General features: G+C 69.8%; 14 protein-coding genes and 1 pseudogene. 5 read left to right on the top strand and 10 right to left on the bottom strand.

The features are described 5' to 3' along the window. Genes cobN through AC5Y7E_RS16725 form a run of 5 tightly spaced genes read right to left on the bottom strand, consistent with a single transcriptional unit; the run spans position 1 to position 6,913 of the window. Positions 1-3,576, bottom strand: coding sequence for a cobaltochelatase subunit CobN (gene cobN / locus AC5Y7E_RS16745; protein ID WP_499949878.1), 3,576 nt, complete (start codon positions 3,574-3,576; stop codon positions 1-3). Positions 3,577-3,579: 3 nt separating this feature from the next. After that, entirely contained in the window at positions 3,580-4,257 is a 678-nt protein-coding gene (locus tag AC5Y7E_RS16740) for an alpha/beta hydrolase family protein (protein ID WP_499949877.1), read from the bottom strand. Between the two features lie 47 nt (positions 4,258-4,304). Further along, positions 4,305-5,315, bottom strand: coding sequence for an ABC transporter substrate-binding protein (locus AC5Y7E_RS16735; RefSeq protein ID WP_499949875.1), 1,011 nt, complete (start codon positions 5,313-5,315; stop codon positions 4,305-4,307). Next, a complete protein-coding gene (locus AC5Y7E_RS16730) occupies positions 5,312-6,067 on the bottom strand; it encodes an ABC transporter ATP-binding protein (protein WP_499949874.1) in 756 nt (251 codons plus the stop codon). The genes AC5Y7E_RS16735 and AC5Y7E_RS16730 overlap by 4 nt, the downstream gene beginning before the upstream one ends. Positions 6,068-6,079: 12 nt before the next feature. Then, on the bottom strand, positions 6,080-6,913 hold the full coding sequence (locus AC5Y7E_RS16725; RefSeq protein ID WP_499949873.1) for an ABC transporter permease: 834 nt from the start codon (positions 6,911-6,913) through the stop codon (positions 6,080-6,082). A gap of 101 nt (positions 6,914-7,014) precedes the next feature. Here AC5Y7E_RS16725 and cobG point away from each other — a divergent pair, with 101 nt between their 5' ends. Genes cobG through AC5Y7E_RS16710 form a run of 3 tightly spaced genes read left to right on the top strand, consistent with a single transcriptional unit; the run spans position 7,015 to position 10,271 of the window. After that, entirely contained in the window at positions 7,015-8,157 is a 1,143-nt protein-coding gene (cobG, locus tag AC5Y7E_RS16720) for a precorrin-3B synthase (RefSeq protein WP_499949871.1), read from the top strand. A 9-nt stretch (positions 8,158-8,166) separates the two neighbouring features. Continuing rightward, positions 8,167-8,793 (top strand): precorrin-8X methylmutase, encoded by a 627-nt coding sequence (locus tag AC5Y7E_RS16715; protein ID WP_499949869.1) that lies wholly within the window; start codon positions 8,167-8,169, stop codon positions 8,791-8,793. Beyond that, the gene (locus AC5Y7E_RS16710) at positions 8,790-10,271 is read left to right on the top strand and encodes a precorrin-2 C(20)-methyltransferase (RefSeq protein WP_499949867.1); all 1,482 of its coding nucleotides are present in this window, start codon (positions 8,790-8,792) and stop codon (positions 10,269-10,271) included. The genes AC5Y7E_RS16715 and AC5Y7E_RS16710 overlap by 4 nt, the downstream gene beginning before the upstream one ends. 1 nt (position 10,272) lies before the next feature. Here AC5Y7E_RS16710 and AC5Y7E_RS16705 read toward each other — a convergent pair whose 3' ends face one another. Beyond that, entirely contained in the window at positions 10,273-11,820 is a 1,548-nt protein-coding gene (locus tag AC5Y7E_RS16705) for a PPE family protein (protein ID WP_499949866.1), read from the bottom strand. 158 nt (positions 11,821-11,978) lie between these two features. Here AC5Y7E_RS16705 and AC5Y7E_RS16700 point away from each other — a divergent pair. Both AC5Y7E_RS16700 and sigC read left to right on the top strand, forming a co-directional pair. Next, a pseudogene (locus tag AC5Y7E_RS16700) lies at positions 11,979-12,689 on the top strand (DUF2275 domain-containing protein); the annotation flags it as partial. Between the two features lie 114 nt (positions 12,690-12,803). Then, positions 12,804-13,358: an RNA polymerase sigma factor SigC gene (sigC, locus tag AC5Y7E_RS16695; protein ID WP_499916757.1), complete on the top strand. Its 555-nt coding sequence runs from the start codon at positions 12,804-12,806 to the stop codon at positions 13,356-13,358. On the opposite strand, the gene AC5Y7E_RS16690 is transcribed toward sigC, so the two are convergent. From AC5Y7E_RS16690 to dprE2, 4 genes are all read right to left on the bottom strand, one after another. Beyond that, the gene (locus AC5Y7E_RS16690; RefSeq protein WP_499949865.1) at positions 13,347-14,075 is read right to left on the bottom strand and encodes a cobalt-precorrin-6A reductase; all 729 of its coding nucleotides are present in this window, start codon (positions 14,073-14,075) and stop codon (positions 13,347-13,349) included. The two genes, sigC and AC5Y7E_RS16690, sit on opposite strands and share 12 nt — an antisense overlap. Further along, a complete protein-coding gene (cobM, locus tag AC5Y7E_RS16685) occupies positions 14,075-14,830 on the bottom strand; it encodes a precorrin-4 C(11)-methyltransferase (protein WP_499950074.1) in 756 nt (251 codons plus the stop codon). Before cobM ends, AC5Y7E_RS16690 begins: the two co-directional genes overlap by 1 nt. Next, the gene (gene cbiE / locus AC5Y7E_RS16680) at positions 14,827-15,993 is read right to left on the bottom strand and encodes a precorrin-6y C5,15-methyltransferase (decarboxylating) subunit CbiE (protein WP_499949864.1); all 1,167 of its coding nucleotides are present in this window, start codon (positions 15,991-15,993) and stop codon (positions 14,827-14,829) included. The genes cobM and cbiE overlap by 4 nt, the downstream gene beginning before the upstream one ends. Before the next feature lie 73 nt (positions 15,994-16,066). Next, positions 16,067-16,816 carry a decaprenylphospho-beta-D-erythro-pentofuranosid-2-ulose 2-reductase gene (dprE2, locus tag AC5Y7E_RS16675; RefSeq protein WP_499949862.1) on the bottom strand — a complete coding sequence of 250 codons (750 nt, stop codon included), beginning with the start codon at positions 16,814-16,816 and terminating at the stop codon, positions 16,067-16,069. Positions 16,817-16,831 lie beyond the last annotated feature (15 nt).

The following is a 16,831-nucleotide window of genomic DNA, read 5'->3' as shown; positions in this document are numbered from 1 at the left end:
TTAGCCCTCGAGATCGCCTTCGGTTTCCAGCAGCGCCTGCCGCAGCCCGTCGAGCGTTTCCGGTTGCGGCTGCGCCCACATGCCACGCCCCGCGGCCTCCAGCAGCCGTTCGGCCATGCCGTGCAGCGCCCAGGGATTCGATTCCGACATGAACTTGCGGTTCTCCGGGTCCAGCACGTAGCGCTCGGTGAGCTGTTCGTACATCCAGTCGGCCATCACCCCGGCCGTCGCGTCGTAGCCGAACAGGTAGTCCACGGTCGCCGCCATCTCGAACGCGCCCTTGTATCCATGCCGCCGCATCGCCGACATCCAGCGCGGATTGACGACGCGCGCGCGGAACACCCGGGTGGTCTCCTCCGACAGCGTGCGGGTGCGGATCGCGTCGGGGCGGGTGTTGTCGCCGATGTAGGCGGCCGGGGCCTGCCCGGTGAGCGCGCGGACCGTGGCCACCATGCCGCCGTGGTACTGGAAATAGTCGTCGGAGTCGGCGATGTCGTGTTCGCGGGTGTCGGTGTTCTTGGCGGCCACCGCGATGCGCCGGTACTGCCGGTTCATGTCGTCGACGGCCTCGCGGCCGTCCAGGTCGCGGCCGTAGGCGAAGCCGCCCCAGGCGGTGTACACGGCGGCGAGGTCGGCGTCGTCACGCCAGTTGCGGCTGTCGATCAGCTGCAACAGGCCGGCGCCATAGGTGCCCGGCTTGGATCCGAAAATCCTTGTGGTGGAGCGGCGTTGATCGCCGTGCTGAGCCAGGTCGGCCTGGGCGTGCGCACGGACGTAGTTCTCCTCGGCGGGCTCGTCGAGGTCGGCGACCAGCCGCACCGCGTCGTCGAGCATCGTCACGACGTGCGGGAAGGCATCCCGGAAGAAACCGGAGATGCGGACCGTCACGTCGATGCGCGGACGGCCAAGCTCAGCGAGCGGGATCGGCGCCAGGTCGACGACCCGCCGCGAGGCGTCGTCCCACACCGGCCGGACACCGAGCAGCGCAAGGACTTCGGCGATGTCGTCACCGGCGGTGCGCATGGCCGAGGTGCCCCACACCGACAGCCCGACGGATTGCGGCCATCGCCCGTGGTCGTCGCGGTACCGGGTCAACAGTGAATCGGCAAGCGCGACACCGGCTTCCCAGGCCAGGCGAGATGGCACGGCCTTGGGGTCGACGGAGTAGAAGTTGCGACCGGTGGGCAGCACGTTGACCAGGCCGCGCAGCGGCGAGCCGGACGGGCCGGCCGGGATGAATCGGCCATCGAGGGCGCGCAGCACCTGCTCGATTTCGGCGGCGGTTCCGGCGAGCCGTGGCACCACTTCGGTGGCCGCGAATCGCAGTACGGCCGCGACGTCGGCGTTGTCGGTGATCCGTTCGGCCGCATCGGCATCCCAGCCCGTCGCCTGCAACGCCCCGACGAGCTCGCGGGCCGCCGCCTCGGTTCGATCGACCGTGGTCCGGTCGTCGGTGCCGTCCTCGGCCAGGCCCAGCGCCTGACGCAATCCGGGCAGGGTGTGCTCGCCGCCGAACAGTTGGCGTGCCCGCAGGATCGCCAGCACCAGGTCCAGTTCGGCGTCGCCCGTTGGCTTTTGCCCCAGGATGTGCAAGCCGTCGCGAATCTGGACATCCTTGATCTCGCACAGCCACCCGTCGACGTGCAGCAGCATGTCGTCGAATGAGTCTTCTTCGGGCCGCTCGGTCAGACCCAGGTCGTGGTCCATCTTCGCGGCCCGCATCAGGGTCCAGATCTGCTGGCGGATAGCGGGCAGCTTGCCCGGATCCAGGGCGGCGACGTTGGCGTGTTCGTCGAGCAACTGCTCCAAACGGGCGATGTCACCGTAGGTTTCGGCGCGCGCCATCGGCGGGATGAGGTGGTCGACCAGAACGGCGTGCGCGCGCCTTTTGGCCTGTGTGCCCTCGCCGGGGTCGTTGACCAGGAACGGGTAGATCATCGGCAGATCGCCCAGCGCGGCATCCGGGCCGCAGGCCGCCGACATGCCCAGCGTCTTGCCGGGCAACCATTCCAGGTTGCCGTGCTTGCCCAGATGCACCACCGCGTGCGACCCGAAGCCGGCGTCCAGCCAGTGATAGGCGGCCAGGTAGTGGTGGCTGGGCGGCAGATCCGGGTCGTGGTAGATCGCGACCGGGTTTTCGCCGAACCCGCGGGGCGGCTGCACCATCAGCACCAGGTTCTCGGATTGCATTGCGGCGATGACGATTTCGCCGTCGGGATCGCGGCTGCGGTCCACGAAGAGATTTCCGGGCGCCGGGCCCCAGTGCTCCGTCACCGCGTCGGTGAATTCGGGGGGCAGGGTGGCGAACCATTCGCGGTAATCCTTGGCGGACACCCGGATCGGGTTGCCGGCGAGCTGGCCTTCGGTGAGCCAGTCGGGGTCCTGGCCGCCCCGTTCGATCAGAGCGTGGATCAGGGCGTCACCGTCGTCGGCCTCGACGCCCGGCAGTTCACCCACCCGGTAGCCGTGAGCGCGCATCGCCTGCAGCAGCGCGATGGCGCTTGCCGGCGTGTCCAATCCGACCGCGTTGCCGATGCGGGCGTGCTTGGTGGGATAGGCCGAGAACACCAGGGCCACCCGCTTATCCGCCGGCGCGACGTGGCGCAGCCGCGCGTGGCGCACCGCCAGTCCGGCGACCCGGGCGCAGCGTTCCGGGTCGGCGACATAGGAGATCAGCCCGTCGGAGTCGATCTCTTTGAAGGAGAACGGGACCGTGATGATGCGGCCGTCGAACTCGGGCACCGCCACCTGGCTGGCCACGTCGAGCGGACTCAGGCCGTCGTCGTTCGCGCGCCATTGGGCCCGCGGGCTGGTCAGGCACAGCCCTTGCAGGATCGGGATATCCAGGGCGGCAAGATGTTCGACGTTCCAGCTGTCGTCGTCGCCGCCGGCGGAGACCCTGGCCGGCTTCAGTCCCCCGGCCGCCAGCACGGTCACCACCATGGCGTCGGCATCGCCCAGTCGTCGCAGCAGCTCGGGTTCGGCGGTGCGCAGCGACGCGCAGTAGACCGGCATCGGCCGCGCGCCGGCGTCCTCGATGGCCCGGCACAACGCCTCGACGTAGCCGGTGTTGCCGGCCAGGTGCTGCGCGCGGTAGTACAGCACCGCAATCGTCGGGCCGTCCTCATCGGCGACGTTCGGCGTCGGCAGCTCTCCCCACGTCGGCGTCACGACCGGCGGGGTGAACCCGAACCCGGTCATCAGCACGGTGTCCGAGAGGAAGGCGTGCAGCTGACGCAGGTTGTCCACGCCGCCGTGGGCCAGATAGATGTGCGCCTGCACCGCGATCCCGGCGGCCAGCGTGGACAGACCGGTCAGTTCGGCGTCGGCGGCCTGCTCGCCGCTGACCAAGACCGCCGGCACCCCGCTGGCAATCACCGTGTCGATGCCGCTTTGCCAGGCCCGATAGCCGCCGAGGATCCGCACCACCACGATGGCGGCGCCGGCCAGCAGGTCGGGCAATTCGTCTTCCGAGAGCCGCGACGGGTTGGCCCACCGAAAGTTCTTCCCGCTGGATCGGGCGCTGATCAGGTCCGTGTCGGATGTCGACAGCAGCAGGATGGTCGGCTCAGCCACCCATCATTCGTACCGCAGTGTCGCCGCGATCCGAGCGGCGACCTCCTCGGCGACCCGCAGCGCCTCCTTGCTCGTGCCCGGTTCGTAGCAGTCGGCGAGGGCGTCGTAGTCGGCGCCGGCGATCGAGCCGTGATCGGCGGCCAGTTCGACCACCTCCACCGGCCAGCCGACGCGTTCCAGGCGGGCGGCGAAGTCTCTGCTCGCGTGCACGGGGACGACGTCGTCGTCGAGGCCGTGCAGCAACGTGAACGGCGAACCGATATCGGCACCGCTGAGCCCGTCGGTCAGCGCCGCACCGAAGATGGGATCGGGCACCATGAAAGCTCCGGCCAGGCAGACCGTGTGTGCGGGAGCGAAGTCGAGCCGCCCCGTATGCAACGTCACGCCCGCCGCCGCGGCACCGCCCATCGACCATCCGACCAGCAGGATGCGCTCGGCGTCGGTGGCGAGGTTGCGGGCGAACGTCAGCGACGCCAGCAGATCCGCCCGCCCGCCGTCTTGGGCATGGGAGTTCCAGTCCGGGGCGACCACCGCGGCGCCACGCTCGGCCAGCATCCCGGCCAGTGGGCCGACGGCGGCGCGGGCATCGGTTTGCGCGCCATGCCACAGCAAGATCGTGAACGGCGCAGGCTCGCCGAAGACGTCGGCCATGCGGCCCGGGGCATATTCGACCGTTCTCACGGCCACGAGAATGCCCGCACCGGGGCCTTTTCAACCCCACCCGTTGATCAGCTGGCGAGGCCGGGCCGCAGCGCCTCATTGAATCGGCGGTCGACCCAGTTGGCGAACCTGGGTGACGATGCGAGCTGGCCGGCGGCCGCGAACAAGTCGGCCAGTTTCTGCTCGGACGCGACCACGTCTTCACCGAGTTCGGTCGGCAGCCGCAGGCTGCGCGTCGCCGCGACCGTCGCCACCTTTGGATCCAAACCCACTGCCGCGGAATAGCTTTGAGCCCATTCCTGCGGATGAGCCCTGGCCCACTGCACGGCCTTCTCGAAACGTACCAGCAGGTCGGACAGCGCGGTGTTGCGTCTGGGGTCGTCCAGCGCCTGGTCGGACGCGACACCGACCCAGTCGCCATTGGTGACGCCCTGCGCCTCGGCGATGCTGCGCACCGGGATCTGCTGCTCGGCCTGGGCCGTGTACGGATCCCAGATGGCCCACGCGTCGGCCTGGTGCTGACTGAACGCGGACAGCGCATCGGCGGGCTGCAGGAATACGAATTTCACCTCGGCGGGTGTGAGCCCGGCCTTGTCCAGCTGGGCCAGCAGGTTGGCGTGCGACGAGCTGCCCTTGGCGACGGCGACTGCCTTACCGCGCAACTCGGAGACCGACGTGATCGACGAATCCGCGTGCACCAGAACACGATTGCCCGCACCACCGCCACCGTATGCGGAGACCGCCTTGATCTTCGCGTTGCTGGCGGCCCCGAAGATCGGCGGCGTGTTACCGGTGATCGCGAAGTCGATCTTGCCCGCGGTGGCGGCCTCGACTTGTGGCGGCCCGGAGGTGAACGTCGAGAACGCGACCCGATAGGGCAGGTTTTCCAACTGCCCGGCGGCGCGCAGCAGCGCTTCGGTACCGCCCTTCTGATCCCCCACCTGCAGCGTGAGACCCGACAACTCCGAGGCGGGCACCGCGGCCGGCGGCGGCTTGGGCCCCAGACTGGCGCTGCGCGAAACGCATCCGGTCAACAGCAGTGCGAGCGCAAGCACCAGCGCGATGAATCCGCGCATCAAAGCCGCACGCCAAGACGATCCAGCAGCTCGACGCGATGCTGGTCGGTGTGGGCACCCGGGTCGCCGGGTGCGCGGCGAGGCTCGTCGATGGACAGCGTGTGGATGACGCGGCCTTCCTCGAGCACCAGCACGCGGTCGGCCAGCGCCACGGCTTCGTCGACATCATGGGTGATCAGCAACACCCCGAAGCGATGCCGGCGCCACAGATCCAGCAGCAGCGTGTGCATGGTCAGCCGGGTCAGCGCGTCCAGCGCGCCGAACGGCTCGTCGAGCAACAGCAGTTGCGGTTCGGCGACCAGCGCCCGGGCCAGCGAAACCCGTTGCGCCTGACCGCCGGACAGGGTCAGCGGCCACGCGCCGGCGTGGTCGGACAGCCCGACGTCGGCCAGCGCCCGGTCGGCGCGAGCCCGGACTTGCGCCCGCGGCAGGCGGCTGCGGGCCAGGCCGTATCCGACGTTCGTCCGCACGTCGCGCCATGGAAACAGGCGCGGCTCCTGGAATGCGAGGGCCGGGGCGCCGGTCACCACGCGATGCCCGCTGTGGTCATCGGACAGACCGGCGAGCACCCGCAGCACAGTCGATTTGCCCGAGCCGCTGCGCCCGATCAGCGCGACGATCTCACCGCGACGTACCCGCACCGAAACGTCGTTCAGCACTTGCCGATTGCCGTACCACTTGCCGACGTGGCACAGTTCCCCGGCGATGCCGGTCGCCCCGCGGGTGGCGGCGTCCGATTCCGCGATGAGTGTCAAAGCCCGGACCTTTCAGTGTCGGTAGCGCAGGGTGCGACGCTCGATGAGCCGGACGACCGCATCGGTGACGATGCCCAGCAGCGCATAGATGGTCAGCCCGAAGATGATGATGTCGATGCGCAAGAAATCTCGGGCGTTGTTGATCAGGAAGCCGATTCCCTTGTCGGCGTTGATCTGCTCGGCGACGATCAGCGTCAGCCACGCGATGGCCAGCGACTGCCGGAAACCCACCAGCACCTGCGGCGCCGTGCTGGGCACGATGATCCGGGTGAACCGCTGAAAAAACGAAAAACCCAGCACCTGAGCGGTTTCCAGCATCTTCGGGTCGACCTGCCGGATCGCCGAAAACGTGTTCAGGTACAGCGGGAAGACCACACCAAGGGCAACGAGCAACACCTTGGGCAGCTCGCCGATGCCGAACCAGAGGATGAACAGCGGGATCAGCCCGAGGTGGGGCAGCGCCCGGATCATCTGCATCGGTGGGTCCAAGGTCGATTCGACCCAGCGCGACAACCCGACCGCCGCGCCCGCCACAAGCCCGATGATCCCGCCCAGCAGGAGCCCCTCGACAACCCGGACGGTGGAGATGTGCAGCGCGGCGGCGAGCTGACCATTACGGGTCAACTCCACGCCGGCCTCGACGATCAAGGACGGGGCCGGAAGGACATCTGCGGGAATCACACCGAGCGCGCTGCCCAGCTGCCACAGCGCCAACAGCATCAGCGGCGACACGACGCGCACGACTTCCCATTTGCGACGCGCCCATACTCCGCTCGGCCCACCGGCTGGTGCGCTGCCCGGGTTGCTCGACCTCGACGCAGCGTCGAGTGCGGTGGCAATGCTCACCGTGCGGACGCTATGGCGCGACCAGGGGCTTGAGTAAGGGTTTACGTCTGGCTGAAGGCAATCCCGGCCGTCGCCCTCGGCGCGGGCCGTACCGTGGACGGGTGGCCAGGACGCGCGACACGGACGCATGCCCGGGTGCGCTGCAGGTGCACCAGGCGGCCGACGGCGCCCTGGCCCGGATCCGGCTGCCCGGCGGCATGATCACGGCCGCCCAGCTGGCCGCGTTGGCAACCGTAAGCAGCCAGTTGGGTTCGGGCACGCTCGAGCTGACCGCCCGGGGCAACGTGCAGTTGCGCGGGCTGACCGACGTGACCGCGGTCGCCGAGGCGCTGGCGGCCGCGGGCCTGTTGCCGTCGATGACGCATGAACGGGTCCGCAACATCGTGGCGTCACCGTTGTCGGGGCGCTGCGGCGGCGACCTCGACGTGCGGCCGTGGGTCAAAGAGCTGGACGCCGCGATCTGCGGCGAGCCCAGGCTCGCCGGGCTGGGTGGCCGGTTCTGGTTCGGCCTGGACGACGGGCGTGCCGACGTATCGGGGCTGCGCGCCGACATCGGCATCCACGCATTCGCCGACGAGTGTGCGTTGTTGCTTGCCGGACGCGACACCGGCGTCCGGCTGGCGGCCGGCGAAGTGGTCGAAACGTTGGCGACCCTGGCCCTACGGTTCGTCGACATCCGCGGAACGGCTTGGCGCGTCCAGGAATTGGATGACGTTCGGCAACTGCTACCCGACGCCGACCCGCGCGCCACGTCCTTTCTGGCCGTCACCACGGCGCCGGTGGGCTGGATCGGCCAGGACTGCCCCGGTCAGCAAGGTCGGGTGACGCTGGGCGCCGCGGTGCCGCTGGGGGTGCTGCCGGCACGCGTTGCGGAGTACCTGGCCGCGATCGAGGCGCCGTTGGTGATCACGCCGTGGCGCTCGGTGCTGGTGTGTGATCTGAGCGAAGAGGTGGCCGATACCGCCCTGCGGGTGCTGGCGCCCCTGGGCTTGGTGTTCGACGAGAACTCGCCCTGGTTGACCGTCAGCGCCTGCACCGGCAGCCCCGGCTGCGCGCGCTCGGCCGCCGACGTGCGGGCCGACGCCGCGCAATCCCTGGATGCCGCCTCGACGGTGCACCGGCACTTCGTCGGCTGCGACCGGGCCTGCGGCAGTCCGCTCGCCGGTGAGGTGCTGATGGCCACGCCAGACGGATACCGCAGGCTGTCACCGGGCGCAGCGGGTCGTCACTCCACCAAGCTTTAGGGTGGGCGAGTGCTCGACTACATTCGCGACGCGGCGGAGATCTATCGCCAGTCGTTCGCGACGATCCGCGCCGAAGCCGACCTGGCCCGCTTCCCCGCCGACGTGGCACAAGTGGTGGTCCGGTTGATCCACACCTGCGGCCAGGTCGACGTCGCCGAGCACGTCGCCTTCACGGACGACGTCGTCGAACGGGTCCGCACAGCCCTGCTCAGCGGCGCTCCGGTGCTGTGCGATTCGTCGATGGTGGCCGCCGGGATCACCGCCGCGCGACTGCCGGCCGGCAACCAGGTGGTGTCCCTGGTGGCCGATCCGCGGGCTGCCGAGCTGGCCGCACGCCGGCAGACCACTCGCTCGGCGGCCGGCGTGGAGCTGTGGGCGGACCGGCTGCCCGGAGCGGTGCTGGCGATCGGCAACGCCCCGACCGCGCTGTTTCGGCTGCTCGAGTTGATCGACGACGGAATCGCCCCGCCGGCCGGGGTGCTCGGCGGGCCGGTGGGTTTCGTGGGATCGGCGCAGTCCAAACAGGAGCTCATCGACAACCCGCGCGGAACGTCGTATCTGGTGGTGCGGGGACGTCGCGGGGGCAGCGCGATGGCCGCCGCCGCCGTCAACGCGATTGCCAGCGAGCGCGAATGAGCACCCACAGGGGCACGTTGTGGGGCGTCGGGCTGGGGCCCGGGGACCCGGAATTGGTGACGGTCAAGGCCGCGCGGGTGATCGGCGAGGCCGACGTGGTGGCTTATCACAGCGCCCGGCACGGCCGCAGCATCGCCCGCGGGATCGCCGAACCGTATCTGCGGCCGGGGCAGATCGAAGAGCACCTGGTGTACCCCGTCACTACCGAGACCACCGACCATCCCGGCGGCTATGCCGGTGCCATCGAGGACTTCTACATCGAGGCCACCGAGCGCATCGCGGCGCACCTCGACGCCGGTCGCAATGTGGCCCTGCTGGCCGAGGGCGATCCGCTGTTCTACAGCTCCTACATGCATCTGCACACCCGGCTGACCGCACGGTTCGACGCGGTCATCGTGCCCGGCGTGACCTCGGTGAGCGCGGCCTCGGCGGCCATCGCGACACCGTTGGTGGCCGGCGACGAGGTGCTGTCGGTGCTGCCGGGCACGCTGCCGGTCGAGGAGCTGACCCGTCGCCTCGCCGACGCCGACGCCGCCGTCGTGCTCAAACTCGGACGCTCGTATCACGCTGTGCGCGAAGCGCTTTCGGCATCCGGACAGCTCGAGGAGGCGTTCTACGTGGAGCGGGCCAGCACCGCCACGCAACGCATACTGCCCGCCGCCGAGGTCGACGAGGCCGGCGTTCCGTATTTTTCGCTGGCGATATTGCCGGGCGGGCAGCGTGGACGGCGCACGCCCGCCGCCGGCAGCGTCACGGTGGTGGGGCTGGGCCCCGGCGACATGGACTGGATGACGCCGCAGACCCGGCGAGAGCTTGCCGCGGCGACGGATTTGATCGGCTACGGCGGCTACTTGAACCGCGTGCCGGTCCGCGACGGCCAGCGGCGCCACCCCAGCGACAACCGCGACGAGCCCGAACGGGCCCGGTTGGCGTGCGCGCTGGCCGAGCGGGGCCGTGCCGTGGCGGTGGTGTCGTCGGGCGACCCGGGGGTGTTCGCCATGGCGACCGCGGTGCTCGAAGAGGCCAAAGAATGGCCGGGTGTGCAGGTCCGCGTCATCCCGGCGATGACCGCCGCCCAGGCGGTGGCCAGCCGGGTCGGCGCCCCGCTGGGGCACGATTACGCGGTGATCTCGCTGTCCGATCGCCTCAAGCCGTGGGAAGTGATCTGCGCGCGACTGCAGGCCGCCGCGGCCGCCGACCTGGTGCTGGCGATCTACAACCCGGCCTCCAAGACCCGAACGTGGCAGGTCGGCGCGATGCGTGACATCTTGCTGGCCCACCGCGAACCCGGCACTCCCGTGGTGATCGGCCGCAACGTGTCCGGCCCCGACGAGGACGTCCGCGTGGTCAGGCTGGCTGACCTGGACGCCGCCGAGATCGACATGCGCTGCCTGCTGATCGTCGGGTCGTCGCAAACCCAGTGGTACTCACACGATTCCACCGACCGCGTCTTCACCCCGCGGCGGTACCGGGCATGAGTCAGTCGCGGTCCCAGGTGCTCGGCATCATCGGCACGGTGGGTCCATCACTCAATCCGTCCCGCGTCAGCGTCGCCAAGCCGGCGGCTTGCGCGGCACCGAATTTGGTTGCGGCACCGGCGAATCCGAGCGGCCCGGCACCCGCCTCGGACGCCAGAAGGGATTCGTCAGAGTCGAGGTCCATGTACTCGTAGCGGTAGGCGTGATCTTTGGCTTCGGCCCCGCGACGTCGACGACTGCGCAACCGGGCCGGGGCCGACGCCGCGGCGGCGGCCGGTTCGTCGGCCTCGTCGAACCCGGGCTCCTGGGACTTCCTGCGCGCGCGACTGCTGGCGCTGCTGCTCGACGACAACCCCGCGAGGCCGACCGCGTACTGGATGTCGGTCATGCCGGTGCCGATGCCATCCGTGAGGCCCGGACCGAAGCCGACGCCCGGACCGCCGCCGACCGGTCCGCCGCCGGACGCCGTGGCCACACTCGGCGCCGGGCTGGAAGCCGTTGCGCTGCCGGCGTGTGCCGGGGTGCCGGCGGTCATGGTCGGCGCGGGAGCCGGCGTGGTAGCCATCGGCGCCGGCGGTGCCGTTGCCACCGGCACGCTCACCGCCGGGGCGGCAGCGGCGGCGGTGGCACCCACAGCGCCGGCGACTGCCGCGGCCACGCCTGCGGCGGCGGCGGCGGAAACAGCCGCGATCATGAATGGGGCAACCATGACCCCCAGCTGAGCCGCTTGCACCAGGGGCCAGACGAGCATCAACGAGTGAAAGATGAACCAACCCAATGCTGTGGCCAGCGCGGGGCTCATGCCGGGAATTTGCATGAAGAAGGAGGACACCGCGTTGGCGAACGGAACCGCGTCAATGGGCCAACCGTCGGGGTATATCTCCTTCCCGAGCGGCCAGAGGACGTTTTGGGTGAAGTCCGAGAGCGCCTTCGCTAGCTGGTCCTGCCATGAGGTGGCGGTAGGAGTCTCGGAAGCGGTATTCGTTGCCGCCGCCTGGACTTCGCCGCCCGGCGCGACTATCTGCGGAGCGGGCGTCGTCGCCGGAACCGCCGCCAGCGCTGATCCGCTGACCGCCTGGTAGGTGGTCATCGTCGTGGCCGCCTGCACCCACATGCGGGCGTAATCGGCCTCATTGACGGCGATGGGGATGGTGTTGATTCCGAAGAAGTTCGTCGCGACCAGCACCGCGTGTGTCGCGTGATTGGCGACGAGCTCGGGGATCGTCGGCATCGCGGCCAGCGCCGCCGTGTACGCGCCCGCTGCCGTCTCATGCAGCGCCGCGGCGGCCGTGCTCTTGGTGGAGCTCTCCAGTAACCAGCTCAGATAGGGGGCATGCGCCGCCACGTACTGCTCGGCGCTCGGCCCGTCCCACGCGCCACCCTGCGTGGCGCCCAACAGAGCGCTGAGCTCCTCCGCCGCCTCGGCGTACTGGGTGCCCAGCGAAGACCACGTCGCGGCGGCGGCGAGCAGCGGCCCAGGCCCCGGACCGCTGCTGAGCAACGCCGAGTGCACTTCGGGGGGAAACGCGATCCAGATCGGCGCGGTCATCGTCGGGGGCCTTCAGGCAAGGACACGAATACCTCTTCGGTGAATCATGCGGATGGGCTGGCGATGCTTACGAGCAGAGGTCGGTTGCCGGCGCCGGTTAGTTCCCCACGATTTCGTACTGACGCTAAATCTGTTGAGTCTTTGCGCGCGGCCGTGCCATGCGCAACGATGCAGGGATGCGGTGTGAGATTGCGCGCGAAGCGCTGTCGGCTCGATTGGACGGCGAGCGTCCCCAGGTGCTCGCGCAGCAAATCGACGCCCACCTCGAATCCTGCCGCGGCTGCCGCTCCTGGCTGATCGGTGCGGCGGTGCAGACGCGCCGGCTGGCCAAGGTGACCCCCGGCGACGGGCCGGACCTGGTCGACAAAATCATGGCCAGCATCGGCGACCAACCGACCGGCCACCAGGCGCGGATGCGGTGGCTTCGAACGCACTACCGGCGGTGGGGCCTGATCGCCGTCGGCCTTTTCCAGGTGGCGATCGCCGCCGCCCAGATCAGCGGCATCGATTTCGGCATGGTGTCCGGTCACATGCACGGCGCGATGTCCGGCGAGCACCTGATGCACGAGTCGACGGCATGGTTGCTGGCGTTGGGTCTGGCCATGGTCGCCGCCGGCGTCTGGCCCGCCTCCGCGTCGGGCGTCGCGGCGATCACCGGTGTCTATTCCCTTGCGCTGCTGAGTTACGTGATCGTCGACGCGTTCGACGGCGAGGTCACCGCCACTCGCATCGCCAGCCACATGCCCCTGCTGCTGGGCCTGGCGTTCGCATTGCTGGTGGCGCGGGAACGGGTGGGCTCGCACCGACGGCACGGCAACGACGCTTCAGACGACGCCGACGTCCCGGCGTGGGCGGCGGACGCACCCGGCGCTCGGCGGCGCGGGCACCTGAGGCCCATCAATCGCGCGGCCATGGCCCCGACGGCATCCTCTACGACAAGCCGTCGTAGAATCGGACAACCCGCACAACGAAGGTGGTTGGGCATGACCGCGCCGAGTGACGACGAGGCCGTAACCGAACTTGCGTTGTCAGCCGCACGCGGAAACTCGCGAGCGCTCGAGTCCTTCATCAAAGCCACCCAGCAAGACGTGTGGCGGTTCGTCGCCTATCTGTCAGATACCGGCAACGCCGACGATCTGACTCAAGAGACTTTTCTGCGCGCGATCGGCGCCATCGAGCGGTTCTCCGGACGATCCAGTGCGCGCACCTGGCTGCTCTCGATCGCACGCCGGGTGGTGGCCGACCACATTCGCCACCTTCAGTCGCGGCCGCGCGCCGCCCTGGGTGCCGATCCTGAACACGTGGCGCGCGCAAACCATCACGCCCGCGGATTCGAGGATCTGGTCGAGGTGACCGCGATGATCGCCACCCTCAACGCCGAACAGCGCGAAGCGCTTCTACTCACCCAGCTGCTCGGCCTGCCCTACGCTGACGCGGCCGCCGTCTGCGGCTGCCCGGTGGGCACCATCCGCTCCCGCGTCGCCCGCGCCCGCGATGCGCTGCTGGCCGACAGTGAGAGCAGCCACCTAACCGGCTAGCGCCCCAACCCATTCGGCGGCCTCATGCACGGTGCCGGCGGTCAACACCGCGGCGGGCAGCGGTGGCCGCGCCACCATCACCACCGGAACATTCAGCGCCGCAGCGGCATCCAGCTTGGCGCGGGTCATGTCACCGCCGCTGTTCTTGGTGACCAGTGCGTCGATGCGGTGGGCGCGCAACAGCGCCAACTCTTCGTCGTAGCGATACGGTCCGCGGGAGAGCACCACCCGGTGATGACGGGGCAGTGTAGTCGCGTCCGGGTCGGTGACCGCTCGGATGAGAAACCATGCGTCGCTGCCGACGAAGGCCTGCACGGCCGAGCGCCCGGTGGTGAGGAAGATCCGCGAATAGCCTTGCCGGGCAACGGTTTGCGCGGCGGCAGTGTCCGACTCGACGACGATGGCGCCGCCGGGATCCCAGGCCGGGCGGGCCAGGATCAGATGCGGGATCCGCAGTTCGCGGCATGCGGCGGCGGCATGCGCCGTCATGGTCGCCGCGAACGGGTGGGTGGCGTCCACGACGGCGCCGATGTGTTCGTCGCGCAGCCAGCGTCGTAACCCGTCGACGCCACCGAAGCCGCCGATGCGCACGGGGCCGACCGGCAGCGCGGGATCCAGAACGCGTCCGGCCAGGGAGCTGATGATCTCGATGTGCGGGTGCAAAGCCTTCGCCAGGGCGCGCGCTTCGCCGGTGCCGCCGAGCAGCAGGATGCGCATCAATGCCTGCTCCCCCGGGCGCGTCCGGTCGAGTACAGGTAGCTGTCGGTGAATCCGCCGGCGGTCAACGCGTCGCCGACGATGATGACGGCGGTCTTGGTGATGTCGGCCCGATGCATCTGCCCGGCGATGTCGGCGAGCGTGCCGCGCAACACCGCTTCTTGCGGCCAGCTCGCGAAAGCCACGACGGCGGCCGGTGTTTCGGGTCGATAGCCGCCGTCGAGAAGCTGCGGGACGATGGCGTCGATCTGGGCGGCGGCCAGGTGCAGGACCAGGGTCGCGCCGGACTGGGCCAGGGTCGTCAGGTCTTCCCCGGGCGGCATGGCCGTCGACAGGGTCGCCACCCGGGTCAGCGTCACCGTCTGCGCCACCCCCGGGACGGTGAGCTCGCGCTTCAGCGCGGCCGCCGCGGCGGCGAATGCCGGCACCCCGGGCACGATTTCGTAGTCGATGCCCAGGGCGTCGAGCCGCCGACACTGCTCGGCCAGCGCGCTGTACAGCGACGGATCACCGGAATGCAGCCGCGCCACATCCAGGCCGGCGGCGTGCGCCTCGCTGATCTCGGTGACGATCTGCTCCAACGTCAGGGGGCCGGTGTCAACGACTTTCGCGCCCGGCGGGCACAACGCCAACAGATCGTCGGGCATGATCGATCCGGCATACAGGCAAACCCGGCACGCTTGCAGGAGTCGCTGGCCGCGCACCGTGATGAGGTCGGCGGCGCCCGGGCCGGCCCCGATGAAATACACCGTCACTTGGTCACCGCCCATTGGGTGACCGGATACTGCGGGCGCCAGCCGGTGAATGCGCCCAGCGGTTCGCCGTGGTAGTGCTGGAAGCGGTGCAGCTGGCCACCCAGGCGCTGATGAGCTTGCGTCAGAACGGCTTCCGACTCGGTCGTGACCACGTTGACGACCAGTCGGCCGCCGGAGGGCAGGTTATCCCAGCAGGCGTCGAGCAGGCCGGGCTGGGTCAGTCCGCCGCCGATGAAGATCGCCGACGGTGGCTCGGCGCCGTCGAACGCCTCGGGGGCGTCGCCACGCACCTCGATGCCGACGCCGAAAGCCGCGGCGTTGGCTTCCAGGTTGCCCCGCCGCTCTTGGTTGCGTTCGAATACCACTGCGCTGCAACCGGGCCCGCTGAGGCACCATTGGACACTGATGCTGCCCGAGCCGGCGCCGACGTCCCACAACCGCTCCCCCGGCCGTGGCGCCAGGGCCGCCAGTGTCACCGCGCGGATGCCCTGCTTGGTGATCTGCCCGTCGTGGGTGAACGCGTCGTCGGGCAGGGGTGACACGCGGTCGTCGGGCAGGTAGCGCACGGCGATCACGTTGAGGTCGTCGAGGTCTCGGTCGCCGGCCCAGTCGCGGGCGGTGCCGTCGCTGCGGCGCTCGTCTGGGGCGCCGAGTCGTTCGAGAACGGTGAACTCGGAATCACCGCGGCCGTGCGTGGTGAGAAGCGTGGCGAGTTCGTGTGGGGTCGAACTGTTCTGCGACAGTACGATCGCTTGGCCGCCGCGGCGGACCGCCGCGTGCGGCCGCGCGGTGACCAGACTGATCACCTCGGTGTCGTGGACGTTCCAGCCCATCCGCGCGCACGCCAGCGTCACCGACGAGACGTGCGGGAGAACTCTGACGTTGTCACGGCCGTGCAGGCGGATCAGCGTGCCACCGATGCCGTGCAGCAGAGGATCGCCGCTGGCCACGACGTGCACGTCGCCCGTGTTCTCGTCGAGCAACGTCTCCAGCGCCGGCAACATCGGTGACGGCCACTGCCGCCGGGGCGCGCGCACCGTGTCGTCGAGCAGGTCGAGTTGTCGCTTGGAACCGTAAATGACGGCGGCCCTTCGGAGTTCGGCGCACGATACCTCACCGAGCCCGGCCATGCCGTCGGCGCCGATGCCGATCACGATGATCATGAGCGCCGCTCCTCCGCATCGCTTCGTCCCCCGCAAGCGGGAGGTGCCCCCACTGCAACGCTCGCGGTGCGGATCATCGCGGCATCCTGCGCCAGACGAACTGCGGCAGCAATCGCATCACCGCCGCCGCCGGGCCCAGCGCCCACGGAATCCACACGGTGCGGCGGCCCTTCGCGAGCGCCCGCGCGGTCGCGGCGGCCACCTGCTCGGGCGTGCTCGGCAGCGGCGCGGCCGTCATGCCCTCGGTCATACGACCGATGACGAATCCCGGCCGGGCGATCAGCAGCCGGATCCCGGTGCCGTGCAGCGCGTCGGCCAGGCCGCTGGCGAAGCCGTCCAGGCCGGCCTTGGCCGAGCCGTAGACGTAGTTCGCGCGGCGCACGCGTGCTCCGGCGATCGAGGAGAACACCACCAGCCGGCCTCGACCTGCCTCGCGCATGGCGGTGGCCAGATGGGTGAGCAGGCTGACCTGGGCGACGTAATCGGTGTGCACGACGGCGACCGCATGCGCAGCGTCGGTTTCGGCGCGGGCCTGGTCGCCCAGGATGCCGAATGCCAGTACCGCGGTGCCGATGGAACCGTGGTCGGCGACGATCGAGGCGACCAGCGGCCCGTGCGAGGTTAGGTCGTCGGCATCGAATTCCCGAGTGTCGACCGCCGCGGCACCCGCGGCTTTGAGCGCGTTGACCTGCTCGGCGAGTTGATCGGCCTGGCGGGCGGCCAGCACGACCGTCGCACCCGGCGCGAGGAGTCGCGCCAGCTCGATCCCGATCTCGCTGCGGCCGCCCAGGATCAGTACTGGACCAGCGCCCGTGTCATCCACGGCTGCGATTATCAC

It is taken from the genome of Mycobacterium sp. NGS17, assembly GCF_059813205.1.
The sequence above is the reverse complement of the archived record's forward strand: the minus strand, read 5'-3'. Positions and strand labels throughout refer to the sequence as shown.